This window comes from Pseudomonas sp. MWU13-2105, assembly GCF_023242315.1.
Lineage (GTDB): Bacteria > Pseudomonadota > Gammaproteobacteria > Pseudomonadales > Pseudomonadaceae > Aquipseudomonas.
The window spans coordinates 133,016-158,071 of the sequence record NZ_JALLIY010000010.1; the positions used below are offsets into that span (position 1 = coordinate 133,016).

The 25,056-nt window shown below is 63.2% G+C and carries 22 protein-coding genes and 1 pseudogene; 5 read left to right on the forward strand and 18 right to left on the reverse strand.

All coding sequences use genetic code 11. The annotated features are described in order from the left end of the window. Nucleotides 1–56 precede the first annotated feature (56 nt). Entirely contained in the window at nucleotides 57–1,082 is a 1,026-nt protein-coding gene (locus tag M5B96_RS16325; RefSeq protein ID WP_248797769.1) for a glycosyltransferase family 9 protein, read from the reverse strand. A gap of 239 nt (nucleotides 1,083–1,321) precedes the next feature. Between M5B96_RS16325 and M5B96_RS32740 the strand changes: the two are divergent. Further along, nucleotides 1,322–2,086: pseudogene (locus M5B96_RS32740) on the forward strand (MCP four helix bundle domain-containing protein); the annotation flags it as partial. Further along, nucleotides 2,081–2,944, forward strand: coding sequence for a methyl-accepting chemotaxis protein (locus M5B96_RS32745; protein ID WP_412548614.1), 864 nt, complete (start codon nucleotides 2,081–2,083; stop codon nucleotides 2,942–2,944). The pseudogene M5B96_RS32740 and the gene M5B96_RS32745, both read left to right, overlap by 6 nt. 7 nt (nucleotides 2,945–2,951) lie before the next feature. On the opposite strand, the gene M5B96_RS16335 is transcribed toward M5B96_RS32745, so the two are convergent. From M5B96_RS16335 to M5B96_RS16410, 16 genes are all read right to left on the reverse strand, one after another. Then, the gene (locus tag M5B96_RS16335) at nucleotides 2,952–3,827 is read right to left on the reverse strand and encodes a DUF6282 family protein (RefSeq protein ID WP_248797771.1); all 876 of its coding nucleotides are present in this window, start codon (nucleotides 3,825–3,827) and stop codon (nucleotides 2,952–2,954) included. Beyond that, a complete protein-coding gene (locus tag M5B96_RS16340) occupies nucleotides 3,824–4,600 on the reverse strand; it encodes an alpha/beta hydrolase (protein ID WP_248797772.1) in 777 nt (258 codons plus the stop codon). The genes M5B96_RS16335 and M5B96_RS16340 overlap by 4 nt, the downstream gene beginning before the upstream one ends. Nucleotides 4,601–4,634: 34 nt before the next feature. Beyond that, a complete protein-coding gene (locus M5B96_RS16345; RefSeq protein ID WP_318654843.1) occupies nucleotides 4,635–5,609 on the reverse strand; it encodes a nitronate monooxygenase in 975 nt (324 codons plus the stop codon). A gap of 81 nt (nucleotides 5,610–5,690) precedes the next feature. Beyond that, complete coding sequence (locus M5B96_RS16350; protein WP_248797773.1) at nucleotides 5,691–6,059, reverse strand: antibiotic biosynthesis monooxygenase family protein; 369 nt, start codon at nucleotides 6,057–6,059, stop codon at nucleotides 5,691–5,693. A gap of 35 nt (nucleotides 6,060–6,094) precedes the next feature. Then, nucleotides 6,095–6,625, reverse strand: a complete 531-nt coding sequence (locus M5B96_RS16355; RefSeq protein WP_248797774.1) for a flavin reductase family protein — start codon at nucleotides 6,623–6,625, stop codon at nucleotides 6,095–6,097. Then, the gene (locus tag M5B96_RS16360; RefSeq protein ID WP_248797775.1) at nucleotides 6,622–7,797 is read right to left on the reverse strand and encodes an LLM class flavin-dependent oxidoreductase; all 1,176 of its coding nucleotides are present in this window, start codon (nucleotides 7,795–7,797) and stop codon (nucleotides 6,622–6,624) included. The genes M5B96_RS16355 and M5B96_RS16360 overlap by 4 nt, the downstream gene beginning before the upstream one ends. Nucleotides 7,798–7,842: 45 nt before the next feature. Beyond that, complete coding sequence (locus M5B96_RS16365) at nucleotides 7,843–8,550, reverse strand: RraA family protein (RefSeq protein WP_248797776.1); 708 nt, start codon at nucleotides 8,548–8,550, stop codon at nucleotides 7,843–7,845. After that, nucleotides 8,547–9,749 (reverse strand): isocitrate/isopropylmalate dehydrogenase family protein, encoded by a 1,203-nt coding sequence (locus M5B96_RS16370; protein WP_248797777.1) that lies wholly within the window; start codon nucleotides 9,747–9,749, stop codon nucleotides 8,547–8,549. The genes M5B96_RS16365 and M5B96_RS16370 overlap by 4 nt, the downstream gene beginning before the upstream one ends. Beyond that, on the reverse strand, nucleotides 9,749–10,777 hold the full coding sequence (locus tag M5B96_RS16375) for a nucleoid-structuring protein H-NS (RefSeq protein ID WP_248797778.1): 1,029 nt from the start codon (nucleotides 10,775–10,777) through the stop codon (nucleotides 9,749–9,751). The genes M5B96_RS16370 and M5B96_RS16375 overlap by 1 nt, the downstream gene beginning before the upstream one ends. Nucleotides 10,778–11,238: 461 nt before the next feature. After that, nucleotides 11,239–12,168, reverse strand: a complete 930-nt coding sequence (locus M5B96_RS16380; RefSeq protein ID WP_248797779.1) for a LysR family transcriptional regulator — start codon at nucleotides 12,166–12,168, stop codon at nucleotides 11,239–11,241. Between the two features lie 154 nt (nucleotides 12,169–12,322). After that, complete coding sequence (locus tag M5B96_RS16385; RefSeq protein WP_248797780.1) at nucleotides 12,323–13,507, reverse strand: MFS transporter; 1,185 nt, start codon at nucleotides 13,505–13,507, stop codon at nucleotides 12,323–12,325. Further along, nucleotides 13,504–14,505, reverse strand: coding sequence for a zinc-dependent alcohol dehydrogenase family protein (locus M5B96_RS16390; protein ID WP_248797781.1), 1,002 nt, complete (start codon nucleotides 14,503–14,505; stop codon nucleotides 13,504–13,506). The genes M5B96_RS16385 and M5B96_RS16390 overlap by 4 nt, the downstream gene beginning before the upstream one ends. A 79-nt stretch (nucleotides 14,506–14,584) precedes the next feature. Further along, the gene (locus tag M5B96_RS16395) at nucleotides 14,585–17,770 is read right to left on the reverse strand and encodes an efflux RND transporter permease subunit (protein ID WP_248797782.1); all 3,186 of its coding nucleotides are present in this window, start codon (nucleotides 17,768–17,770) and stop codon (nucleotides 14,585–14,587) included. Beyond that, the gene (locus M5B96_RS16400) at nucleotides 17,767–18,945 is read right to left on the reverse strand and encodes an efflux RND transporter periplasmic adaptor subunit (protein WP_248797783.1); all 1,179 of its coding nucleotides are present in this window, start codon (nucleotides 18,943–18,945) and stop codon (nucleotides 17,767–17,769) included. The genes M5B96_RS16395 and M5B96_RS16400 overlap by 4 nt, the downstream gene beginning before the upstream one ends. A gap of 42 nt (nucleotides 18,946–18,987) precedes the next feature. Next, nucleotides 18,988–20,136: an acyltransferase family protein gene (locus tag M5B96_RS16405; RefSeq protein WP_248797784.1), complete on the reverse strand. Its 1,149-nt coding sequence runs from the start codon at nucleotides 20,134–20,136 to the stop codon at nucleotides 18,988–18,990. Between the two features lie 226 nt (nucleotides 20,137–20,362). Continuing rightward, nucleotides 20,363–21,553 (reverse strand): serine hydrolase domain-containing protein, encoded by a 1,191-nt coding sequence (locus tag M5B96_RS16410; protein WP_248797785.1) that lies wholly within the window; start codon nucleotides 21,551–21,553, stop codon nucleotides 20,363–20,365. 126 nt (nucleotides 21,554–21,679) lie between these two features. Between M5B96_RS16410 and M5B96_RS16415 the strand changes: the two genes are divergently transcribed. After that, complete coding sequence (locus M5B96_RS16415) at nucleotides 21,680–22,558, forward strand: LysR family transcriptional regulator (protein ID WP_248797786.1); 879 nt, start codon at nucleotides 21,680–21,682, stop codon at nucleotides 22,556–22,558. Between the two features lie 5 nt (nucleotides 22,559–22,563). Here the strand turns inward: M5B96_RS16415 and M5B96_RS16420 are convergent, their stop codons facing one another. After that, nucleotides 22,564–23,373: a DUF1460 domain-containing protein gene (locus M5B96_RS16420; RefSeq protein ID WP_248797787.1), complete on the reverse strand. Its 810-nt coding sequence runs from the start codon at nucleotides 23,371–23,373 to the stop codon at nucleotides 22,564–22,566. A gap of 229 nt (nucleotides 23,374–23,602) precedes the next feature. On the opposite strand from M5B96_RS16420, the gene M5B96_RS16425 reads away from it, so the two are divergent. Together M5B96_RS16425 and M5B96_RS16430 are read left to right on the forward strand one after the other, a co-directional pair. After that, a complete protein-coding gene (locus tag M5B96_RS16425) occupies nucleotides 23,603–23,818 on the forward strand; it encodes a TOBE domain-containing protein (RefSeq protein ID WP_100941607.1) in 216 nt (71 codons plus the stop codon). 17 nt (nucleotides 23,819–23,835) lie between these two features. After that, a complete protein-coding gene (locus tag M5B96_RS16430) occupies nucleotides 23,836–24,915 on the forward strand; it encodes a sigma-54 interaction domain-containing protein (RefSeq protein ID WP_248797788.1) in 1,080 nt (359 codons plus the stop codon). The last annotated feature ends 141 nt before the right edge of the window (nucleotides 24,916–25,056 follow it).

Below are 25,056 nucleotides of genomic sequence, written 5' to 3' on the forward strand. Positions count from 1 at the left end.
ACAAGGGCCTTTTCAGGCCCTTGTTGCGTAGTACTGGCGTTGCTCTTTCGCGAAGCTCAGGCCAGCGCTGACGGAGTAGTGACTGAAGCCCTTGTTGTCGAGGCCTGCGGCAGATAGCGGGTAACGGCTTGATAAACTTCATCCACCGAAATATTGTCCATGCCGTCTTTTCGAATGATGCTGTGATGGGCGTGCATGGGGTACGGACCGGTCTGCGCCGGATCGGTTTTCCCACAGAGCAGGACCATCGGTCGCTCCACCGCACAGGCGACGTGCATCGGGCCGGTATCGCCGGTCAGCAGTAACTGACAACGCTGGAGGACCGCCGCGAGCTGGCCGACATTGGTCTTGCCGATGAGATTCAGGATATGCGGATGGGCGCTCAGCGCGTCGGCCGCAAAAGCTTCGCTGGTTGAGCCGGTGAGCACGACATAGACAGCAGGGTGCTGCCTCACCAGGCGTTGTACCAGTTGATCAAAGCGCTTGAAGGACCAGCTCCGCGTGTCTTTGGTCATCAGGAAAGGAAACAGCTTGTACAAGAAGCGCTGGCCCTTTTTCGAAATCTGATGGCAACCCATGTGCAAGGCAATCACAAAAGGTTCAGGGGCCGCAGGGATACTCTTGAGTAACCGATCGGCGTCTGCCTTGTCCTGTGCATTGACATTGAGCTCATAGGGGCCCGCTGGAAATTCGGCGGCTGATGGCAACTGCTGGAGCACAAAGCGATAAAAGTTTTCCGAGTAATGAAAGGCGCCTTCATAACGCGGCAGCATCAATACCCCGGGGATATCTTTCAGATACTCGGTGACCTTGTTGATGTTCTGCAGAGGCAATACCGCGTCGTACTCGGCGGCCAGTTCGGCAATGGGGCGTTCCTTGGCGGAGTACAGCGTGTTGATGCAACTGTTATGGGCGAGTAATTCATGGGACAGCCCCGACAACGCCACGGCATCTATCTGAGCATGTGGTTTTGCCTGGCGCAGGGCGCGAATACCCGGCGTTGCAAACAGGGTATCGCCCAGGCGATGCGGAGCAACCAGCAGAATTTTTTCTGCTGCCTGTAGCGGACTACTTATTTTCATGCGCGATGGATCCGATTTGAGGTCGACGGCGATTTTTCGCGAAGGTGACAGACTATCGTAAAAGTAGGGGAACTTTCCAATCGGTGGGTCTTTCCCGTGACTTTCCAGGTTCCAGACGCTCCGTCGCCACGCGGTGCTGAAGAAAACCACGGCCAGGCCGATAGCCTGATGGCCGGGATCGCCTGCTATCCTGCCGTGGCCTGTTGCCTTCCGTCCCCGTTCAATGCGAGATCCCGCCCATGTTGTTGAGAAATATCCGGATTGCACCCCGAGCATTCATCGGTTTTGCCGCCATCGCCTTGCTCAGTGTGTTCCTGGGGCTGTTCGCGTTGAAGCAGATCCGCGACGTCCAGGCCCAGGCCGCCGATATCCAGAACAACTGGTTGCAGCGGGTGCGGGTGCTGGCGTCGGCGAATGCCTCGCTGGATCGTTACCGCCTGGGTTCCATGGCCCATATCCTGTCTTCCAGTGCCGCGGACATGAAAGTCTACGAGGACAAATCGGCCGGGCGCTTGCAAAGCGTGCACGAGCAGATGTCGATTTACGCGGGCTTGCTGACCAGCGGCGACGATAAAGGGCGGCTGGATGCCTTCAACCGCAGCCTGGAGGCATATGCCAAGAATCACCTGGAGTTGCTCAGGCTGTCGCGGCAAGGGGACAAGGCTGGTGCCAACACCTACCTTTCGACCATCCGCGAATCCTACGAGCAGATGACCAAGAACCTCGATGACCTGATCGAGCACGCCAACCAGGGCGCGGAGCTGGCCGGCAAGCAGTCGGCGAGCACCTATGACAACGCGGTGGCAGGCATCGGCCTGGTGATTCTGCTGGTGGGTGTCGGCACCGTGCTGGTGGCCTGGCTGCTCACCCGTAGTATTACCGTGCCGATCATCGAGGCGGTCCAGGTCGCGGAAACCATCGCCAAGGGCGACCTGACGCAACCGATCAACCCGGCCGGCAACGACGAAGCCAGTCGCTTGCTCGCGGCCCTGGCGGTGATGCAGGGCAACTTGCTCACCACCCTCAAGCAGATCACCCACTCGTCGACCCAACTGGCCTCGGCGGCTGAAGAGTTGAACGCGGTGACGGCCGAGGGCAGTCGTGACCTGCAACAGCAGCATGGTGAAATCGAACAGGCCGCGACCGCCGTGACCGAGATGACCAGCGCCATTGAAGAGGTGGCCAGGAACGCCTTGTCCACCTCGGATCTGTCCCAGGAGTCGCGGACCATTGCGCTGAAGGGCCAGCAGCGGATGATCGAGGCGGTGACGGCGATTGCCGCGCTGACCCGTGGCGTCGAGGTCAGCTCCGAGCAGATCGGCGGCCTGGCGGAGCAGGCGCAGGGGATCGGCAAGGTGCTCGATGTGATTCGTACCATCGCCGAGCAGACCAACCTGCTGGCGCTCAATGCCGCCATTGAAGCGGCGCGCGCCGGTGAGGCCGGTCGCGGCTTCGCGGTGGTCGCGGATGAAGTGCGCGCCTTGGCTCATCGGACCGCGCAGTCGACCCGGGAAATCGAAGAGATGATCGGCAGCATCCAGACCGGCACCGCCAGCGCCGTGAGCAGCATGCACAGCAGCAGCAACATGACCCGCCAGACCCTGGAACTCGCCGAGTCGGCGAAGACCGCGCTGGCGGAAATCGTCGAGGCGAATGACGAGATCAATAACCGCAACCTGGTCATCACCACCGCCGCCGACGAGCAGGCCCATGTCGCCCGCTCGGTGGATCGCAATCTGCTGAATATCCGCGAATTGTCGATCCAGTCTTCCGAAGGCTCGCACCAGACCACCGCCGCGTCGCAGTCCCTGGCCCATCTGGCCACCGAGCTCAACACCCTGGTCAAGCATTTCCAGATCTAGAGTTCCGTCAATGGCTGAGCATCTGCAATGGCCAGGCATGGCTGATGGCGGCGATTCGCTCGGGGCCGAGAGCGAATGCCTGGAACCACTGCCGGCTGAGGTCCCGCCACTGACGGATGTCCGGTTGGCTGGTCTGGCCCAGGTCGGAGCTATACACCACTCGTGGCAGGTCCCGTAGCACCTGGGCGAAGTCCTCCTCGTCTTGATAACCGAGCAGGTAGGTCAGGGCGGTCTGTTCGATATAGAGCCACGGCAGGTCGCCGAGCGCCCGCAAGTCCGCGGCACTCATCCCGGTCAGCGGATTGGCCGGTTGGTTCAGCATCAGCCGTGGCACCTGCAACCGCTCGGCGGCGTCCACCAGGCGCAACACCTCCTGGCGATTGGCATGACCGCTGGAAATCACCACCGGGTAGTCCCGACTCATGCGTAGCAGGTCCAGGGTTGCCGCGCTCAACTGGCCGCTGTCATCGCTGACCGTCAGGGGTTGCACCGGCCGTTCGCTGAGGATCGGGTGGCTGAGCGTCCGGGCCAGCCGGCTGGTATGGGAACGCCCGGTCACCGTGGGCAGGTGCACGATAAAGCGCAAGTCGAGGGCGCCGTGCTGGCACAGGGAGCGCTCCACCACCCGCCAGTCCAGGCCTCCGGCGATTTCATTGAGCACGATCGAACCGGACACCGGCAGACCCTGTTCGCGGGCCTCCCAGGCCTGTGCCGCGGTGCAGCCCAGGTGGTTCTTGAGCACCACCCAGCCTTCCTGGGCGGCGTAGTGGCTGCCAGCCTGCAAGGCACTGTGGCGCCGCAGATAGGCGTCGGGGCCGGCGTGGTAATGCACGTCGATAAAGCGGGCCTGCGCGGCCTGGGCCGCGGTCTTGGAGACATTCATGCGGGGCACTCCAGATCGATTCCCAGATGACTGCGCACGCTGTTCTCCACCCAGGCCAGATCGTCCTGCAAGGGGCGCATGCCAGCACCGGGCACGCTGACGGCCAGGTGCCGCGTGGACGTGCTGAAGCTGACATTGGCGGCCCTGACCAATTGCGAGTCCTCGCCGAAAAGGCTCAGCAGACGGCCCGGCCAGGCGCTCACCTGGGACTCCAGGTTGAGCTTGCTCAGCAGCCGGAAGCCCCGGTCCAGGCGGTGACCGGCCTGCCTGTCATCGAGGCTGCCCGAGGTGGGCTGCTGTGTGGTCGGCGGGCGGTGGGCCGGCAGTACCCACTGTTCGAGCAGCAGCAGTGCCTTGTCCACATCGCCGGCGCTGGCGAGCTCGGCCATCGCCCCGAGCCTGCGGTCAAGGATCTTGTCGGCCCGGGTGGGCGATGAGATCAGCAGGACCTTGGCGGTCTGCTCGCCGACGGCGGTGGCCAGCAGGCTCTGGACCAGCGCGCCGCCCAGTGCCGACCCGGCCAGCAGGGCAATCGGCCCCAGCGGTTCGAGCACTGTCGCCCAACGTCGGGTAAAGCTGGCCAGGTCCTCATCGTCATCAGCCAGCAGCGACAGTGTGTCGAAGATCAGTACGCGGTAGCCCTTGGCGACCAGGGCCTGGGTCAGCGGGGCGAAAAACTGACCTTCGTCCCAGGCCGGCATGACCGGGGAGAGCACCACCGCCAGCTCCGGCCCTTGACCAAACTGCACATGCACAGGTACTTGAGTGTTCATATCGATTCCTTTCCAGTCGGGCGTGTGGGTCGTGTCAGGCAAACAGTTTGCGGGCGTCGCGCAGCGCCTGTTCGGCACCGCGCAGGGTTTGCTCGACGATGCTGGTTGCCGGCAGCACATCATTGATCAGGTCCGCGACCTCACCGGCCCAGATGGCGCGGATATCGGTGTTGTCGTCACGCAGCGCCTGGGCGTAGTCCTCGCCGACGCTGGGCGGTGCCTGCAGCAGCTCTTGCTCGAAGCCGAGCCAGCGCGCGGTGAAGTCGTTGGCCAGCGCGCGGCCGCTGTACTGCTCGGGCCACTCGATGCCGCGCACCAGGTCGAAGGCCCGGGTGCGTACGGTATCGCCGGCGCGGGCCTGGACCAGCCGTTGCTTGAGCTTGTCGGAGGGTAGCGCTTCCTCGCTGGCCAGGAAGCGCGTGCCCATCATCGCCCCGTCGGCCCCCAGCAGCAGGGCGGCGGCCAGGCCGCGGCCGTCGGCGATGCCTCCGGCGGCAATCAGCACCGTGTCTTTGGCAACGGCGTCGCGTACCGCCGGGAGCAGCGGAAACGAGGCCCGGCGCAGGCTGTGGCCGCCGGCTTCGGCCCCTTGCACAATCAGCGCATCAGCCCCCGCATCCAGTGCGGCCAGGGCCTGGTCGACCTCGTGAACCTGGACAATGGCCAGGGCACCGCTGTCCTTGATCGGTTCGATGAAGGCGCGCGCGTCGCCAAATGACAAGGCGACCACCTGGGGTCGATAGGACAGGGCCAGGTCCAGCAGTTCGAAGCGCCGGGCCACGGTAAACATCACCAGGCCCACGCCCCAGGGTTCCTTGACGTCGCTCATCAGCGCCAGTTCGGTCTTCATCCAGTCCGGATCGCCATAGCTGGCACCCACCAGGCCCAGGCCGCCGGCCCTTGACACGGCGGCGGCAAGGCGTCCGCCCGAAGCCCCTCCCATGGGGGCCAGGACCAGCGGGTTGGCGGTGTTGAGCAGGCGGGTCAGCGGGGTAGCAAAAGTGCTCACGGTGTATCTCCTTGATGTACCGATTGGAAAACGCCGCTCGACAGGCCCGCGCGAACCAGCAATGGCGGGCCTGTCGAGGGTTCAGGCGAGCGCGGCGGCAGGAAGGGTGGCCGCGGGGATGTAGTCGCTGACCCGGTACAGGTGGAACTCCCAGGTGCCGGTCTCTTTCAGGCGCGAATAGCGCGACATGAACTGCTCGTCGGAAAACAGCGAGTCGAATTCTTCCTTGCTGCTCCATTGCGCCTGGTTGATCACGGTCTTGCCGTCGATGCTCTTGAACAGGCGGCTCCACTGGAACGACGGATAGGTCTGGGCTACATAGCCCACGGCCGAGCGCAGCACATCGAGGGCGGCGTCCTGCTGGCCGTCGAAGACATGCACGACATTGACCAGGAAGATCGCCTGGCTTTCGTCATGGCCGGGTGCGTTGAAAGGGATCGGGTTGCTCATGTTGCCTCCAGGTAATACAGGGTATGCAAAGGGTGTCAGTGGTTCAGGGCGTGGGACTTGGCCGGTTGGCCGTCCTGCCAGAGCAGCGGGGAGATGCGTTCGCCGACCAGGGACTTTTCAACCCGACCGACAATCACTTCATGGGTGGCGTAGCTCAGCCGCGCATCGACCCGGCAGAACAACGTTGCCTGGGCGTCGAGCAGGTACGGCAACTCCTCGGCGTGGTCCCAGTCTCCGTGCTCGAAGCGCGCCGGGCCCTTGAGCCGGCCGGCGAAGATGCCCACCAGGTCGCTCTGCGTGGTGTCGAGCAGGTTGACGCTGAAGCGTTGATTGCTCAGCAGCGGTTGATAGAGGCTGGCGGAGTGGTTGATGCAGATCAGCAGCGAGGGTGGTTCGGTGCACAACGAACTGACCGCGGTGGCGACCATGCCACAGCGCGCGCTGCCGACGCCGGTGGCGATGATCGAGACGGTGCTGGTCAGGCGTCGCATGGCCCGTTTGAAGTCTTCGGCCGTTTCCTCCATGGAATGCTCGGGGGCCCGCGCCAACGCGCTGACGGCACTCATGCGACTGCACCGATGAGCAACCGCGAGCGCAGGTGCGACTGGCGCAGGCCGGCATCCTCCATGCGTGGCAGCACATCCTCGAGGAACTCGTCGAGGCCGCTCTGGTAGTCCAGCCAGGTCAGGCAGATACCATCGATGCCCAGGTCGCTGTAGCGCTGGAACTGGTCGGTGATCATTTCGGCGGTACCCACCAGCGGAACCCCGGCGAATCCGGCCTTGAAGTGGAAGCGGAAACGTTCGGCGTCCTCGGTATTGGCGAACATGCCGCTCTGGATGCCGATTTCCGAGGTGACATTGTCCAGCGCCACTTCATCGCCGTGCTGGTTGACGTAGTAGTCGAGGTATTTCTCGGCCTCTTCCAGGCTGTCCTTCTGCACGACATAGGCGTAGACCCAGATCTGCAACTCGCGGGCGTACTCCAGGCGCGCCAGGTCGCGATAGGCTTTGATCTGTGCGGCAATGGTGGCGTCGTCATCCTCGTGCTTGAGGATCAGGAACGCCGCATCGCAATGCTCGGCGCAGAACCGCCGCCCGCGCTCGGAACCACCGGCGTTCATCAGGAACGGTGTGTTGAGCGGCTTGGGCTGGGCAAAGCCCTGGGCGATATTGAAGAAGTCGCCCTTGAAGTCGAAGTTGCCCGGTTCGCTCCAGGCCTTGCGCGCGACGTTCAGCCACTCATCGGCATGGTCGTAACGACGATCATGCTCCAGCTGCACGCCACCGTTGAACATGCCCATTTCCTTGCCGTACCAGCCGCAGATCATGTTCAGGCCGAAGCGGCCGCCGCTGATATGGTCGATGGTCGCCGCCTGCTTGGCCGCGAACAGCGGGTGCACGGTGGACAGATGCGAGGTGGTGAACAAGGCGATCTGTTCGGTGACCGAGGCCAGCCCGGCGGCCCAGGTATAGGTCTCGAAGGACACGCCCATCGGGTCGCTGGCACCGCCCCAGCCGCGCCAGCGGCCCACCGGCAGCAGCAGTTCGAGGCCGGCCTTGTCGGCTTTTTTGGCGATCTCCAGGTTGCCGCTCCAGTCGGCGGCCTTCAACCGCTCCGGTACCGTGGTCAAGGTGCAGCCGCCTTCGATATTGAGGGCGAACACCCCCAGCTTGATCTTGTTGGTGCTGCTGCGCATCGGGTTGGTCTTGATAACGCTGGCGTTGTTCGAAGTCATGGATTCTCTCCTGGATGAGGGGCGTGACACGCGTCGTGGGTTGGCTCAGGCGGCACTCGAGGCCTTGGCCTCGGCGGCCAGCCAGGGTTGGTCATAGCGGTGCAGGCGTCGCGCCTCGGCCAGGGACAGGCCCTGGCCGACCGATTCGATGATGTCGCGTTCGGTCTTTTCCACGGCGATGGCGCGCTTGATGACTTCCTCCGCGTGGGCGAGGGGGATCACCAGGCAGCCGCTGGCGTCGCCGACGATCAGGTCGCCGGGCTGGATCGTCACGCCGCCGATCTGCACCGGAACCTGGGTGGCCTTGAGCTGCACGCGGTTTTTACCCGACTGCATGAAGCGGCCACGACTGAACAACGGGTAACCGAGGCGGATCACCGTATCGATGTCCCGTGCGGCCCCATCGATCAACGTGCCGCGAATATTCCGGCTGACCGCCACATGGGTGAGGATGTCGCCCCAGACGGTGGCGTCGAGCCGGCCGGCGTTGCTGGAAACGACCACCGAGTCGGGCGGCACGTCGTCGATGTAGTTGGCGGCGTTCTTGAAACCGTCACCGGACTCCACCGGCTCGTAGAGCACGGTGAAGGCGAACCCGCTGCAGCGAGTGCCGGGCACTTGCTGGACGATGCCGACCAGGCCGGCATCGATGCCGAGACTGTCGAGGGCATCGCTCAGCGATGCGGTATCGAGTGCGGCGCTGTGTTCCAGCAGCCAGGCGCGTCGTGGCGCCGAGAGGGAAGACTGGCTCATGCATGACTCCTTGTCAGGGCCGGGCCCTTGTCGATGGAAGCGGCGAAGGAATGAAGGTTGAGTACGCTGCGTTCGATGATTGCCGCGGCGCATTGGCCGGTGGTGGCTTGGCCGCCGCTGTCGTAGGTCTGGCAGTCGTACCTGACCACTTGGGTGACGGCCCGTTCGATGGCCAGGGCTTCGGCGCCGTAGCCCAGGTGTTCGAGCAACAGGGCCAGGGACAGGAACATCGCGCTGGGATTGGCCTTGTCCTGGCCGACATGGGCCGGCGCGCTGCCATGCACCGGTTCGAAGTAGGCCCCGGCATCGCCGATGTTGGCGCTGGGGGCAAAGCCCAGGCCGCCCATGACCCCGGCACCGAGGTCGGAGAGAATGTCGCCGAACATGTTCTCCGCGACGACCACGCCAAAACGTTCCGGACGGCGGATCATCCACAACGCCACGGCGTCGACGTTGTCGACATTCCAGGCGATATCCGGATATTGCGCGGCCACGCTTTCGAGGATCTCCCGGGCGAACGCGCCGCTGTAGCGCAGCACGTTGGGTTTGTCCGCCAGGGTGACGCGTTGATAGTCATGCTGGCGGGCGTACTCGAAGGCAAACTTGAACAAGCGGGTCAGGCCGGCGCGGGTCTGTAGCCGCACCGTCATGGTCGCGTCCTCGGCACCGGATCGGGTCCAGGGCGCGCCCGCCAGTTCCTTGGCCTTGAGCAAGGGTTCGAACTCGGCGGGGATGCTGGCGAAGTCGAGTCCCGCGTATAGCCCCTCGGTGTTTTCGCGGATCACCGTGAAACGGAAGCGGTCGTCGCCGAGCACATCGGTCACCGGGCGCACATTGGCGTAGAGGCTCAGCCGCTGGCGCAACTGAATCACCGGCGACACGTAGACCCGGCCAGTGTTGCGCAAGGCTGCGGGTAACTCGGCCTCGGCTTCATGCAAGCCCTTGCTGGTAATGGCGCCCAGCAGGGTGGCGTCGGCAGCGGCGATTTTCGCCCAGGTTTGCGCGGGTACCGGGTCGCCGCTTTGGCGCCAGCATTCCCAGCCGATCTGGCCGAAATCCAGTTCGATGGGCAGTCGCAGTGCGTCGAAGATCGGCAGCAGCGCGTTGACCACTTCGACGCCGACGCCGTCGCCGGGCAGTACGCAGACCCGGTGACGCGCCGGTCGGCCCGGTTGTGTCGTTGCAGGCAGTGTGCTCATCACATTTTTCCTTCCGCGGACAGATGTGCCGGGAAACTGGGGCGGGAAATCACCCTCGGGCGCAGGGCGTGACGCTGGAACAGGTCCTGCTCGTGCATGGCCCGCAGGGCCTGGAAGGTCGAGTTGATCTGCAATCGCGACATGGTGTCTTCCAGGCGCTGCTGGACATCGAAGGGCAGGTTGTAGGCCCCCAGCATCACGTCCATCAGCGGTGCGGGCAGGCTGCTCAGCGGCACACTTTGCGCGGTGTATTCGGAGAGTTGCAGAGCCTTGACCAAGTCATAGTCCTGGCCGCTGCCGATGCGTTCCAGATAGGCGATGAACATCCCCAGGTGCAGGTTGCCGGCGCCCTTGCCCATGCCGCAGATCGAGGTGTCGATGTACTCGGCGCCGGCATCGATGGCGGCGATAGCGTTGGACAGGGCCAGGGAAAGGTTGTTGTGGGCGTGGAAGCCCAGGGGCGCATGGACCCTTCGGGAAATCCGGCTGATCAGGCGTTCCACGTCATCGGGAATCATGTTGCCGTTGGAGTCGGCGAAACAGATGATATCGGCCCCGGCACCCTCGGAGCGCAAGGCCATCTCGGTGATGATGCCCGGTGTCTGGGTAGTGATGTGGGTGATGTTGGCACTGACTTGAAAGTTGAAGGACTTGGCCAGCTTGAGGGTTGCCAGGCCCGGTTCGAGTTGTTCGTTGCGCAGGCAGACCCGGATCATCCCGATGCCCTGTTCGGCGAGCATTTCAAAGTCTGCTTCGGTGACATTGCGTGGATGCACCATGACGCAGAGTCCCAACTGGCCATGGGCCGCGCGGCGCAGCGAATCGATATACAAAGGGCTGACCGAACTGCTCAGTCCGTGCTCTTTCTTGCGCACGAAAGAGCCATTGCAATAGCCGATTTCAGCATGGTTGACACCCACGTCCGCCAAATGCCCCACGGCATTGGCGGCATAGTCGGTAGTAAAGGCGAAGTTATTACGATAACCACCATCACGGAGCGTTACATCGATGATCTTTACTTGGCTCATGATTCAATTCCTTCTGTGGGTTCTCTGTAAAACTCCAGCGGCGCACGCAAGCGCATCCTGGGTTTGTCAGTAGTAACAGTCCCGTCATTTTGGGGGTCTTGGGCAAGTTTTTTTACACGGCAAACGTCAAGGGCCATGAAGGCCTGAACGCAAAGATATCAATGGTGTATTCAGCGTCGGACACTTCCTGGCGCATCGCTTGTTCACGACGAGAATGGGAAGTTGGCGCTTTTTTATTATTGGATTATTTCCCGACCGGAGAGGCGTGTACCGTATCCGGTGGGAGAGTCACGAAAACCTTGGCATGGGTTTCAGCGCTCGGGGGAAATCTGTTTCTTGTTCTTGGCGTTGATACTGGAATCTGGGCGGTTGTTTGTAAACTCCCCGCGCTCGCCCCAGGGTGTTAAAAAATTCACCTTGTGTTAATTGCAAATTGCGCTACCGAGGCAGACAAAAGGCAATTAAAAGAACGCCTCGGTCGGAAAACAGCTGACCAGGAAGTCCATCAGTGAACGAATAGGTGCTTCCTTGCGCAAATCTTCGTGGACCACCAGCCAGATATCAATCATCAAGTCCGAGCAATTCAACTGGGCTTTCTCCAGCGTCGGGTCCTTGCGCGCATAAAAGTTGGGCAACAAGGCCATGCCGATGCCCGCGCGCGCCGCCGATGCCTGGACCTCCAGACTTCGGGCCCGCAGGACCACGGGGCGCTCCGCGGCGATTTCGCGCAGCCACACCTGCTGCCGGGAATGCTCCATGCTTTCGTCGTAAAGAATGTATTCGTACTGCTCGCGGGTATGGGTGGCCAGGTAATGCGAACTGCCATAGAGACCAAAGGAGACAGTGCCGAACTTGCGCGCCACCAGGTCCATCTGGGTCGGTCGGCACAGGCGGATCATCAGGTCCGGTTCCGGGTTGCCAGCGTTGCCGATATCGTCCTGCATCAGCAGGCTGACATTGATCGACGGATGTTCGTGACGCAGGCGTCTGAGGTGCGGTGCGATGAATTCCGAGGTCAACAGGGGCGGAGCGCTGACGCTGAGATCGGCGACCATTTCGGTACGTACCGACAGCGCCATCTTGGCAATCGCCTTGGCGTCCTTCTGCATTCGGCCGGCGATTTCGGCGATGCGATGGCCAAAGGGGGTCATCTCGTAATTGCGCTTGCGCCGGTCTACCAGTTTGAGGTTCAGCGAGGACTCCAGCGCGGCGATGCGCCGCGCGACGGTCGCATGTTCGACGCCCAGCTCCCGGGCGGCGCTGCTCAGTGATTGGGTGCGGGCGAAGGTGACGTAATGGCGCAGGTTTTCCCAGTCGAACAGGGCTGCGTCCGGGGTGTCCAGGCGTTCGGACCAATCACAGGAAGAGGGTTGCACAGGGAAGGTTGTCATGCCGCCTCGATCGATTCTCGATGGAAGTTTCATCCCGGCGGTCGCCCCAAAGGCTTCCGTCCTGGAGATCCTTGTTTGGGAAGATGGATTCGAAACGGCCGCGCATGGATAAGAAACAACCCCCATCCGTGCGGGCCATATTGAATCGAGTCACTCAGTCTGCTGCGACGGGAGCACTCTCCTTGTCGGAGGCGCCACTGAAGAACAGCACTTTTACCGCAATGACCAATACGGCCAGCGCGGCAAACAGGAAACCACTGTACAGGGTGCCCTGCAAGCCCAGGCGAGCAAGGAACCAACCGCCGGTGGTGGAACCGATGGTCACGCCCAGGTTGATGAAGGAAATGTAGATACCGGTGGCGAACTCCGGAGCCTCCGGAGCCTCGGACGTCAGCCAGATCTGCGTGACGATCAGCCCGCTGGTATGTGTCGCGCCCCAGATCACCACGATCGGCAGCATGGCCGGCAGGGACGGACTGGCAAACAGGTACAGCAGGCCATAGGCGCCGGCCAGCAGGATCGGATGTAGCAGGGTGGTGCGCACCATGTTCTGGCCGATCAGTTTGCCGGCATACAGGTTGCCGGCGACCCCACCGACGCCGAACACCACCAGCAGGATACTGATCCACTGCGCGCTCATCCCCGCTTCCTTGGCCAGGTACTCGGCCGAGTAGCTGTACACGGAAAACATCGCGGCAAAGATCAGGGTCGAGGCGGTGATGTTCAGCCACAGCGGGAATTTGCGCAGGATCGCCAGTTGTTCCTTGTAGGAGACGCTTGCCTTGCTCGGGGCATCCGGCAGTTGCGCAATGATCCCCAGGCCGGCGATGCAGTTGACCGCCGCGCAAAACAGGAACGAGGTCTCATAGGAGAATTGCGCCGCGATCAGGGTGGTCAGCGGCACCCCCAGGACCATGCCCATGCTGGTGCCGACAAACGCTTTGGCCGCCGCCCGCGTCGACTCCTGGGGTGGGTACAACGCGGTGGCGGCGACGAACGCCAGCGAGAAATACACGGGGTGGAACAGCGCCGGGATGATGCGCAGGACCATCAGCGATTCGAAGTTCGGCGCGTAGGCCGACAGCACGCTGGTGCCGGCGAAGACGAACAGCGCCAGGGTGAGTATTTTCTTGCGGTTGAAGCGCGAGAGCAGCAAGACCATGACCGGGCCGAACACCGCGATGATCAGCGCGAACAGTCCCACCAGCAGGCCGGCCTGGGAGGCACTGATGGCGAAGCGCTCGATGATCACCGGGAGGATGCCGACCACGCCGAATTCGATGGTGTAGACGCCGAACAGGCCGAGGGCCAGGAAGTAGATCGGATGGAGGACTTTCATGATCCGGACTCCAGCGAAACCACCACCTTGCCCAATTGCTCGCCGGACTCCAGGTAGCGGTGGGCGGCCACGATCTGGTCGAAGTCGAAGGTCCTGGCGATCAGCGGGTGCAGCGTCCCGGCTTCGAGGCCAGCGATGACATAGGCCTTGGCCGCGTCCAGCAGGTCAGGCCGGGAACTGATCTCGTGTAGCAGATAACCGCGCAAGGTTAGGCTCTTGCCCAGCACCTTGAACAGCGGGAAGGGCGTCGGCGCCGGGCTCAAGGCACCGTAGACCAGAACGATCGCGCCTTCGCTGGCGGCGTCCACCAGTGTCTCGAGGAAGGGGCCGCCCACCGGATCGAAGATCACCCGGGCACCCTTGCCGAGGGTAATCCGCTCGACCTGCTGGAGGAAGTCCTCCTGTTCGCTGGCCAGTACATGGGCCGCGCCGGCGTCGAGCAACGCCTGGCCCTTGGCCCGGGTGCGACTGACGGCAATGGGGATCGCGCCGAGCTGGTTGGCGATCTGGATCGCCGCCAGGCCGACGCTGCTCGAGGCCGCGGTGATCAGGACGAACTCGCCGGCTCGCAGTTTCGCGACATGTACCAGCGCACCCCAGGCGGTGACGTATTGCATCCAGACCGCGGCGGCCTGGACAAAGGACAGTGACGCCGGGTGCCGGACCAGCATCGCGGCGGGGACCACGGCCAACTCGGCATAGGTTCCCCAGCGTGCGATCGAGGACGGCGGGATCAGGCTGACGTGCTCGCCCACGGCGAACTGTCCGGCATGGGCTCCCACCGATTCGACGATGCCCGCCGCTTCATAGCCCAGGCGCGAGGGGAACTCGGCCTGCTCCAGGTACTGGCCGCTGCGGAACATCGATTCCGCCCGGTTCAGGCCAATGGCCTTGACCCGGATGAGTACCTCGTCGGGCCCGGGGGCGGGAACATCGATGTCATCGATCTTCAGCACCTCGGGGCCACCGTATTGATAAAAGCGCACGGTGCGTGTCATGGAATGTTCTCCCGTTTCATGGATTGAAAATAACTGTAGGGCGAGTGCGAATGGCGAAAAACAGGCTGCTGTTCCCTTCTTAGCGGACATCGGCTTCCGCAATCCCCGGCACTGGCCGCTGTGTATCCGGTGCTGTCCGGCGGGTTGCCAGCAGGCGTAGCGCGACATAGAACAGGGGCGTGAAGAGCAGGCCGAACAGCGTCACCCCGAGCATGCCGAAGAACACCGCTATGCCCATGGCATGGCGCATTTCGGCCCCCGCGCCGGTGGACAGCACCAGGGGGACGACGCCCATGATGAAAGCGATCGAGGTCATCAGGATCGGCCGCAAACGCAGTTGGCTGGCCTGGATGGCCGCGCGGACGATACCGTGGCCCTGTTGTTCGAGTTCGCGGGCGAATTCGACGATCAGAATGGCGTTCTTGCTGGCCAGGCCCACCAGCACCATCAGGCCGATCTGGGTAAAGATGTTGTTGTCGCCCTGGGTCAGCCAGACCCCGAGCAGCGCCGACATGATGCCCATGGGTACGATGAGCAGGATCGCCACCGGCAGCAGCAGGCTTTCATAGAGGGCCGCCAGTACGAGGTACACCAGCAGCATGCAGATCAGCAGAATCCACAGGGTGGCGTCGCCGGAAATGATTTGTTGGTAGGTCAACTCGGTCCATTCGAACTTGACCCCTTTGGGCAGCGTCTGCGCGGCGATGCGTTCCACCGCGGCCTGGGCCTGGCCCGAGGAATAGCCGGGGGCGGGACCGCCATTGAGGTCGGCGGCGGTGTAGCCGTTGTAGCGCACGACCATTTCCGGTCCGTAGGTGGGATGGACCTCCACCAGGCTGGCCAGCGGTACCATGCGCCCCTCGGCGTTGCGGGTCTTGAGCTGGCCGATGTCGTCGGCGTGGGCGCGGAACGCCGCATCGGCCTGTACCCGTACCTGGTAGACCCGGCCCAACAGGTTGAAGTCGTTGACATAGAGCGAGCCCAGGTAGATCTGCAGGGTCTCGAACACATCGGTCAGGGAGACCTGCGACTGCTTGGCCTTGATCCGGTCCAGGTCGACCTTCAACTGTGGCACGTCGATCTGGTAGCTGGAGAACATCGGTCCCAGCTCCGGTGCCTGCGCGGCCTGCTTGAGGAAGGCGTGAACCGCGTCATTGAGCTGTTCGAAGCCCAGCGCACCACGGTCCTCCAGTTGCAGCTTGAAGCCGCCCAGGGTCCCCAGGCCGAGCACTGGCGGCGGCGGGAAGACGCCGGTAAAGGCTTCCTTGATGCCGGCGAATTCCTGGTTCAGCGCGGCGGCGATGGCGCCGGCGCTCATCTGCGGGCCATGGCGATTGGCGAAGGGTTCGAGGATGACAAAAATGATCCCGGCGCTGGAGGAGTTCATCAGGCCGTTGACCGACATCCCCGGGAACTCCAGGGTATGGGCGACGCCCGGTTGCTTGAGGGCGATCTCGTTCATCCGCTGGATCACCTGTTCGGAGCGCTCCAGCGAGGCGCCGTTGGGCAGTTGCGCCAGGCCGACGAGGAATTCCTTGTCCTGGGCCGGGACGAAGCCGCCCGGCAATGAATGCCCGAGCCAGGCCGTCAGACCGAGCAGCAGTGCGTACAGGCCAAGGGTCATGCTCTTGCGCTGGATCACCCGGCCCAGGCGATTGCCATAGGACCGTTCGGCCCACGCCGAGAACCGGTTGAAGCGATTGAACAGCGGTCCCAGCAGTCGGTCGATGCCACGGCTGAGGCGGTCTTTGGGGCTGTCATGGGCCTGCAGCAGCAGGGCGCAGAGGGCCGGGGACAAGGTCAGGGAGTTGAATGCCGAGATCAGCGTGGAAATGGCGATGGTCATCGCGAACTGCTGGTAGAACTGCCCGGTCAGCCCGGGCATGAAGGCCAGCGGCACGAACACGCTCACCAGGGTCAGGGTAATGGCGATGATCGGTTTGCTGACCTCATCCATGGCCTTGTAGGCGGCGGCCTTGGGCTTGAGTCCGGCGGCGATGTTGCGTTCGACGTTTTCTACGACGACTATGGCGTCGTCCACCACGATGCCGATGGCCAGCACCATGCCGAATAGCGACAGGGCGTTGATCGAAAAACCGCAGGCGAGCATCAGTGACAGGGTGCCGATGATCGAGACCGGCATGGCCAGCAGCGGAATGATCGAGGCGCGCCAGGTCTGCAGGAACAGGATCACCACCAGCACCACCAGCAGCGTCGATTCGAGCAGGGTCTGGATCACCGCCAGGATGCTGGAGCGCACGAACTGGGTAGGGTCGAAGACGATCCGATAATCGACCCCGCTGGGCATGTCGGCTTTGGCCAGGCGCATGATTTCCCGCGCCTGTTCGGAGATCGCCAGGGCATTGCCGCCGGCCATCTGGAACACCCCGAAGCCCACCGCCGGCTTGCCGTCGACCAGCGAGCGCAAGCCGTAGTCCGAAGCAGCCAGTTCGATCCGCGCGACATCGCGCAGAAAGGTCACGGCAGCGCCCGGCGAGGTCTTGAGGATGATATCGCCGAATTCCTTTTCGGTTTTCAGCCGGCCCTGGGTGTTGACCGAGAGTTGCTGGGCGACGTCGGTGCGCATGGGTTGCCCGCCGATCACCCCGGCGGCGACCTGGACGTTCTGCTCGCGGATCGCGGCGACCACCTCACTGGCGCTCAGGCCGCGCTGGGCGACTTTCTGCGGGTCCAGCCAGATGCGCATCGCATAGTCGCCGCCACCCCAGATACGCACTTCGCCGACCCCGGGGATGCGCTCCAGCTGGTTCTTGATATTGAGAATGCCGTAGTTGCGCAGATAGGTGGCGTTGTACTGGTCATCCGGCGAGACCAGATGGATGGCCAGGGTCTGGGTCGACGACGACTTCATGGTCACCACCCCGAGGCGCCGGACATCCTCCGGCAGGCGCGGCAGCGCCTGGGAGACGCGGTTCTGCACCAGTTGCTGGGCCTGGTCCGGGTCGGTGCCGACCTTGAAGGTGACACTGAGGGTGAGGTTGCCGTCGCTGTTGGCCTGGGACTGCATGTACAGCATGTTCTCGACGCCGTTGATCTGCTCCTCCAGCGGCGCGGCCACGGTCTGCGCCACCACTGCCGGGTTGGCGCCCGGGTACTGGGCGTTGACCACGATCAGCGGCGGCACCACATCAGGGTATTCCGAGACGGGCAGGCGAAACAGCGCGATGATCCCCGCGAGCAGGATCAGGGTCGAGAGCGCGCCGGCGAAGATCGGCCGGTCGATGAAAAACCGCGAAAACCTCATTGCCCGCTCCCCGCGTCCGCCCGTTGCGCCAGCAGCGGCTTGACGGTATCGCCAGGGCGCGCCCGGTGCAGGCCGTTGATCACCACGCGTTCGCCGGCCTGCAGGCCGGAGTCGACGACCCGCAGGTTGCCCACCCGGTTGCCAGGGTTGATGCGTCGGTACTCGACCTGGTCGTTGGTACCGACCACCAGCACGAACTTCTTGTCCTGGTCGGTGCCGATCGCGCTGTCGTCGATCAGCACCGCCTGGTGCGGCGGTCCGCCGCCGAGCTTGATCCTGGCGAGCATGCCGGGGCGCAGCAGGCCGTCGGCGTTGTCGAAGCTGGCACGCACCCGCAGGGTCGCCGACTGCACGTCCAGCTGGTTGTCCAGCGAGGCCAGGCTGCCCTGGCGCGGATAGTCGGTTTCATTGGCCAGGCCGAGCATCACCGGCACTGCGGCGGTGGTGCCGGTGCCATGGTTGAGGTAGCGCAGGAAGGTCTGCTCGTCGACGTCGAAGGCCGCATAGATCGGCGACAACGACACCAGCGTGCTCAGCGGCGCGGCATTTTCACCGGCGCTGACGATATTGCCCGTTGTGACCAGGGCTCGCGACATGCGCCCGCTGACCGGCGCGTTGATCCGGGTATGAGCGAGGTTCAGGCGGGCATTGTCGAGCTGGGCCTGGGCCTGCCGGACATCGGCAGCGGCTTCGCTGGCGGCGTTCTGCTTCTGGTCCAGCTCGCGCAGGGCTACCGCATTGGCGCTGATCAGGCGCTGCACCCGACCCAGATCGGTGCTGGTGTAGACGGCGCGGGACCTGGCCGCCGCCAGTTGCGCCTGGGCCCGTTCCACTTCGGCGGTGTAGGGCCTGGCGTCGATCTCGAAGAGCAGCTCGCCGGCCTTGACTAGGGCGCCGTCCTTGAAGTGCACGGCGACCACGGTACCCGAGACCAGCGGACGGATCACCACCTTTTCCACGGCCTCCAGGCGCCCGGAATACTCCTGCCAGTCCGTCACCGCTTGTGACAGGGCCATGGCCACGTCGACCTCGGCGACCGCTGGAGCCACGGCGGCCTTGGCGATGGTAGAGGGGCTACCGCGCAGCACGACCACCAGTGCGGCGACGATGGCGCAGGCAAGGCTGGCGCGCAGCAGGAGGGTACGCCCCGAGCGTCGGGGTCTGATCGAGTCCATGAGCATGGCTTCCTGTTGAAAGAGGTGAATGAAGGCCCGGGTTCAGGCTTGCGCCATGCTGCCCAGTGCCTTGGTATTGCCAGGCTTGCCCCAGCGCTGCATGACCGGTCGTTCGAGGAAATTGAACAGCAGCCAGCCACCGAGTACGGAGAGGGCGAAAGTCGCCGCGACGATCAGGCTGGCGGTCCAGTTGTCGAACAGGCGCCCGCCGAGCAGTTGGGTGATGACGGTCATGATCAGCAGGTGAATCATGTAGAAACCGAAGGAGATTTCCCCCAGCCAGACCATCCAGGCACTGTTGAGCAGGCCCTTGCGACCTTTGAGGTCGCTGGCGGCGATGGCGGTGATCAACGCGGCCACCGGCACCAGGGTGACCAGGTTCAGGCTGTACTGGAACGGTACCCACATGCCCGCCACGTAGCCGACGGCCAGCAGCGCGAAGGCCAGGGGCACGCCGAGGTCGATCCAGCGCCCGGCCATCAGGATGCGCGCCATGAGCATGCCCAGGACGAATTCGAACAGACGCGCCGGCGGGAAGTAGTAGGCCCACCACCATTGAATCAGTGAGATCGGGTACTCATTGATCAGCGGCGCGGCCGCGGCCCATTGGCGTATCGCGAACTGGGTCAGGGCCAGGCCGGCGACCATCGCCCAGGCCCAGTACCACAGGCGCTCCTCGGCGATCTTCCAGACCAGCTTGAGTGCCAATGGGAACAGCAGGTAGAAGAGCAGTTCGCAGCACAGCGACCAGGACGGGCCGTTGACGCTGAGGAAGGTGTCCATCCGTGGAATCCAGGCATGCACCAGTAACAGATTGGGCAGCCAGATCGCCACGCTGGCGGTCGGTACGGCGAACAGGACCATGGCCAGTAACCAGGTGGCGAGATGGTTGGGAAAGATTTTCAGCACGCGGCGTCGCCAGAAACTGCCCAGGCTGTCGCCCTTGCGCGCCGACCAGGCGATGACAAAGCCGCTGAGCACGAAGAAGAACGAAACCCCCAGCCATCCGCCGCCGCTGAAGGTGCGCTGGAAGACTTCGATCACCTGTGTGTCGGCATAGGGGTTGAAGCCGATGATCCGGGTCAGCGATGCGTGGAACAGGAACACCATCGCCGCGGCGAGAAAGCGTATTCCGGTCAGTGAGTCGAGCTTGCTGTGTACATGCGTGTGGTAGAGCTGTGCTTTTTTCATGATCCGATCCCCATCCCATAAAGTCATGGCGCGCTCGACAACGCTTGCGCGTTTCGGGCGTGCTCCCTTGTCAAAACACACTCGTCAATGGCGTAGCGAACTGGCAGGCAATGTTGCGAGGGGTACGGCTATGCAGGCATTGTTGGTCGCCGGGTGCTGGGCAAACCGTCTTTATTGGGTATGGACCGATGCATCCCGGCCCCCGCGTGCGGGGGCCGGCACGGTGTTACTGGCCGTAGACCGCGTTGCAGAGGTCGACGGTGAATTGCCCGAACATGCCTTCGAAGGCGGTGTTGGTAAAAGCCACCACCGTCAACTCCTGGGCCGGGTCGACGAACCAGGAGTGTCCGTAGGCGCCGCCCAGGCGCCAGGTGCCGACGGATTCGACGGTCTGCGCGGCAGCCGGGTCCTTGAGTACCGTGAAGCCCAGGCCGAAGCCGCGTCCCGGCCAATTGGCCAACTCCAGGTCGCCGGTCTGGCTGCTGCCCATTTCCGCCACCAGGTGCCTGGGCAACAGCGGCGCGCCGCCCTTGCGCAGGGTTTCCAGAAGCTGGAGAAATTCCCCGGCGCTGCCGACCATGCCCGAACCGCCGGAGTCATAGGCCTGGGTGTCCAGGGCGCGGTCCGGGTCCAGCCGGATGCCGGCGGTGCCTTCGAACACCGGGACCACTTCCAGCCCCTGCATGCGTCGTGGCTGTGGCTGGTCGTTGAGATAGGCCGGGCTCAGGCGGTTGGCGTCGCTCACCCGGAAACCGCTATCGCGCCAGCCCAGCGGGCGAGCGACCAACTGCTCCACGGCTTCGGCCAGCGAGGTGCCGTGGGCGGCGGCGATCACCCCGCCCAGCACATCGGTGGCAATCGAGTAGCCCCACTGACTGCCCGGTTTGTAGAGCAACGGCGCCTGGCCCAGGCGGTGCAGGTTTTCTTCCAGCGAAAGCTCGGTGCGGTCCATGCCGTCGGAGACGCCGGCCTCGAGATATGGGCCGCCCTGATCGCTTTCCAGGAAACCGTAGGTGAAGCCGGCGGTATGGGTCAGCAATTGGCGCACGGTAATCAACGCCGGCGTGCCGTCGGCCAGGGTCGGCTTGAAGTGCGGTAGCCAGTGGGTGATGTCGTCGTCCAGGTTTATACGGCCTTGGGCGATCAACGCCAGTGCCGCCACCGAGGTGATCGGCTTGGAGACCGAGGACAGGCGGAACAGGGCGTCCTGGCACATAGGCAGGCGGGCCTCACGGTCGGCCAGGCCGGCCGCGCGCTGATAGACCAGTTGCCCGCGATGGGCGACCAGGACCACGGCACCGACCAGGCGCTGGTCATGCAGGGTCTGCTCGAGCACGGCATCGATGCGTGACGCCAGGTGGGTTGTCTCGACAGGACGAAGGGATTGCAGCGGGCGTAGCGGTTCGTTGACGGTCATATCGGGCCCCGGGTAGTGGATGGGTCTTAGCTGATGAATCGATGGTAGGGCGGGGCCGATCAGGGAAAAAGAAGTTACAATTCCGGGCTACACGGACATTTTTGTCCTTAATCAAGGGAATGATTGATGGATAAGCTCAATGGCATCACCGTGTTCGTGCAGGTCGCCGAAAGTCGCAGCTTTGTCGCTGCCGGCCGCTTGCTCGGGGTGTCCGCCTCGGCCGTGGGCAAAAGCATTGCCCGTCTGGAACACAAGCTCAGTGCGCGGTTGTTCCATCGCAATACCCGCAGCCTCAACCTGACCGCTGAAGGTGCGCTGTTTCTGGAGCGCTGTCGGCGGGTGCTCAACGAACTGGAGGCGGCTGAGCAGGAACTGTCCAGTTCCAGCGATGCGCCAAGGGGCAAATTGCGCATCAGCCTGCCGTTGCAGGGCAATGTGCTATTTATGCAGCTGTCGTCGTTCATGCGTCAGTATCCGGAAATCCGCCTGGAGCTGGACTTCACCGATCGCCTGGTGGATGTGGTCGAGGAGAGCTTCGATGCCGTGGTGCGTACCGGGCAATTGCACGATTCGCGACTGATGGCTAGGAAGCTGGGCAGCTTCGCGTTTCATCTGGTCGGTGCGCCGGGGTACTTCGCCGCCAGGGGCTACCCTCAGGCGGTGGAACAATTGCTGGAGCACCAGTGCCTGCATTACCGGATGCCCTCCACCGGCAAACTGGAGAAGTGGCCGTTGGTGGGGCTGGTACCGGGGACCGAGCTGAAGGTGCCGGAGACCATGGTCTGCAACAACCTGGACATGCTCATCCATAGCGCCCGGCAGGGCCTGGGCATTGCCTGCGTGCCCGAGTTTGCCGTGCGCGAGGCCCTCGCGGCCGGAGAGCTGGAGTCGATATTGCCGGGACGGATCTTGCGTACGCTACAGATGCAGGTGGTCTGGCCGTCGAGCCGCTACCTGACGCCCAAACTGCGCGCGTTCATCGATTTCATGACGTCGCCGGGCTGAGGCCATCAGATCGCCCGGAGCACCACGATGCCCGGGGTTTTCCTGACGTAATCCAGGAACGGCGAATCCACCACCTTGTGGTTGGCTTCGCGGGCGGAGGCGTTGCGCAGCACCGGGCCCTTGTCGGTCATGATGAAGATGCCGGTGTGGGTGACATCCAGCCCTTCGGCCGGGGTGTAGATGCCGATGTAGTCGCCGGTTTTCAGGCGGCTGACCACGGCGTCGTCGATCCACTGGCTGGGGATGTAGGTGATGGCACGCTCGACCGTGCCCACCGACGGGATCAGCGTGCCGCCGCTGCCGTCGCCTTGTGCGTTCAGGACCTTGGTGACGGTGGTCGCCCTGGGGCTGGCCTGCGTTGTCACATCCCGGGCATTGAGCGGCTGGGTGTGCGCCCAGTCGGTGAAGAAGTGCTTGCGCTCGGCGTAGCTGACCTTGCCTTCGGCGTAGCGTGTACGCACCAGGTTTTCGACGAAGCGCGGCAGGCTGTCGGATTTGCGCAGGGCCTCGACGTAATCCAGGTAGGTAAAGCAATCCAGGCCACGGAAGTCGATCACCAGTTGTTCCGGCGCGGTCGCGGAACCCACCAGCATATGCGCCACATAGGGCGTGCCGAGGAAGTTGGCGGAGATATTCTTGATCCGTTCGCCTTGCTCGTGGCCGGCGTGCTTGAGGATCCGGGTTTCGATGAACTCGATCTTGTGGCGTGTGTAGTCGTCCAGCGTGACCTGGTCGCCTGGGTGTTGCCGGGTGGTAAAACCACTCAGCGCCAGCATCAGGGGCAAGCCCGATACCAACGCGATAACCTTCTTCATGCGATCTCCGCAGGGGCGCAGGGGGCTTTAATGGGCCACCGCGCTGGAGCATTGATTTTACACCTCTGGGGTGACGACTCAATGAAACCTGCCAGCTTTCCCTTTTTTATATCTTAATCGAATAAAATCATGATTATTAATTCCTTTTATAAGTTGCAGGGCTGGCGCATTTTAGCCTCCAGCATCTGATGGTCAGGTGCACCGCCCACCACGAAAAGGAAACAACCCCATGACGATCAAAGCGATCAACGTTCGTAACCAGTTCCGCGGCGTCATCAAGGAGATCCTCATTGGCGAGGTGCTGTCCGAGATCGACGTGCAGACCGCGTCGGGGATTGTCACCTCGGTGATCACCACGCGTTCGGTACGCGACCTCGAATTGGCGGTAGGCAGTGAAGTAATCGCCTTCGTCAAATCCACCGAAGTCTCGATCGCCAAGCTCTGACGTCGCGGTGCATTTTCATGAGCACGCTTGAAGGGCTGCCCAGTCCGATCCTGACCTTGCCCCGGGGCGACAAGGATTCCCTGTCGATACGGGCCAAGGCGCTGGTCTTCGCCGATCCGCGCTCGCGGCAGTTGCTCGACTATCTGCAGCGCGTCGGTCCCAGTGACGCACCGGTGCTGATCAATGGCGAAACCGGCACCGGCAAGGAACTGGTGGCGCGCTATATCCATTCCTCCAGCGGGCGGACCGGGGCTTTTGTCGCGGTGAACTGCGGCGCCATCAGCGAAACCCTCGCCGAAAGCGAATTCTTCGGCCATGAAGCCGGGGCGTTTTCCGGTGCGGTGGGGCGTCGGGTCGGCTGGTTTGAAGAGGCCGATGGCGGCACCTTGTTTCTCGACGAGATCGGTGATCTGCCGTTGCCGTTGCAGGTCAAGCTGCTGCGTGCCCTGCAGGAGCAGGAGATCGTGCGCGTCGGTTCGCGCAAGCCGATCAAGATCAATATCCGCCTGGTGACGGCGACCAATATCGACCTGGAGCAGGCGGTGGAGGCGGGTAATTTCCGTCTCGACCTGTTTTATCGGATCAACGTGGCCCAGGTGCAGGTCCTGCCCTTGCGCGAGCGCCCGTTGGATATCCTGCCGCTGGTTGAACATTTTCGAAAACTCTACAGCCAACGGCTGAAGATTGCCGAGCCGATGCTCTCCGAGGCGGCCACCCAGGCACTGCTCGAGTATCCCTGGCCGGGGAATATCCGCGAGCTGGAAAACGTCGTGCACCTGGCCTTGCTGGTGGCCGGCGACAAGCCGATCCGGCCTGAACACCTGAAGTTTTCCGCAGGTTTGAGTGGCCGGCATGTGGCGAGCAATACAGGCGTGTCGCGGGTCCCCCAGGAAGTGATTCGCGAGCAGTTGCTGCGCCTGTTCGAAGTGCCGGGGGAAACCCTGTTGCATGATATCGAGGACCTGCTGGTGCGCGAGGCGTTTGCCTTTTGCGGCTTCAACCAGCTGCGTACCGCCGAACTGCTGGGCATTACCCGTAATGCCATGCGCACCTTGCTGGTCAATCACGGCATGCTCAAGGGCCGCGCCAAGCCCTGATCCCCTTTTTGAAAACACCACAAACCTGTAGGAGCCGGGCTTGCCCGCGAAGCTTGTGGCGATCTCAAGGCCCTCTTCGCTGGCAAGCCCGGCTCCTACAGGACGGTGTCGAACCGAGAGTTTACATACGACCGAAGATCC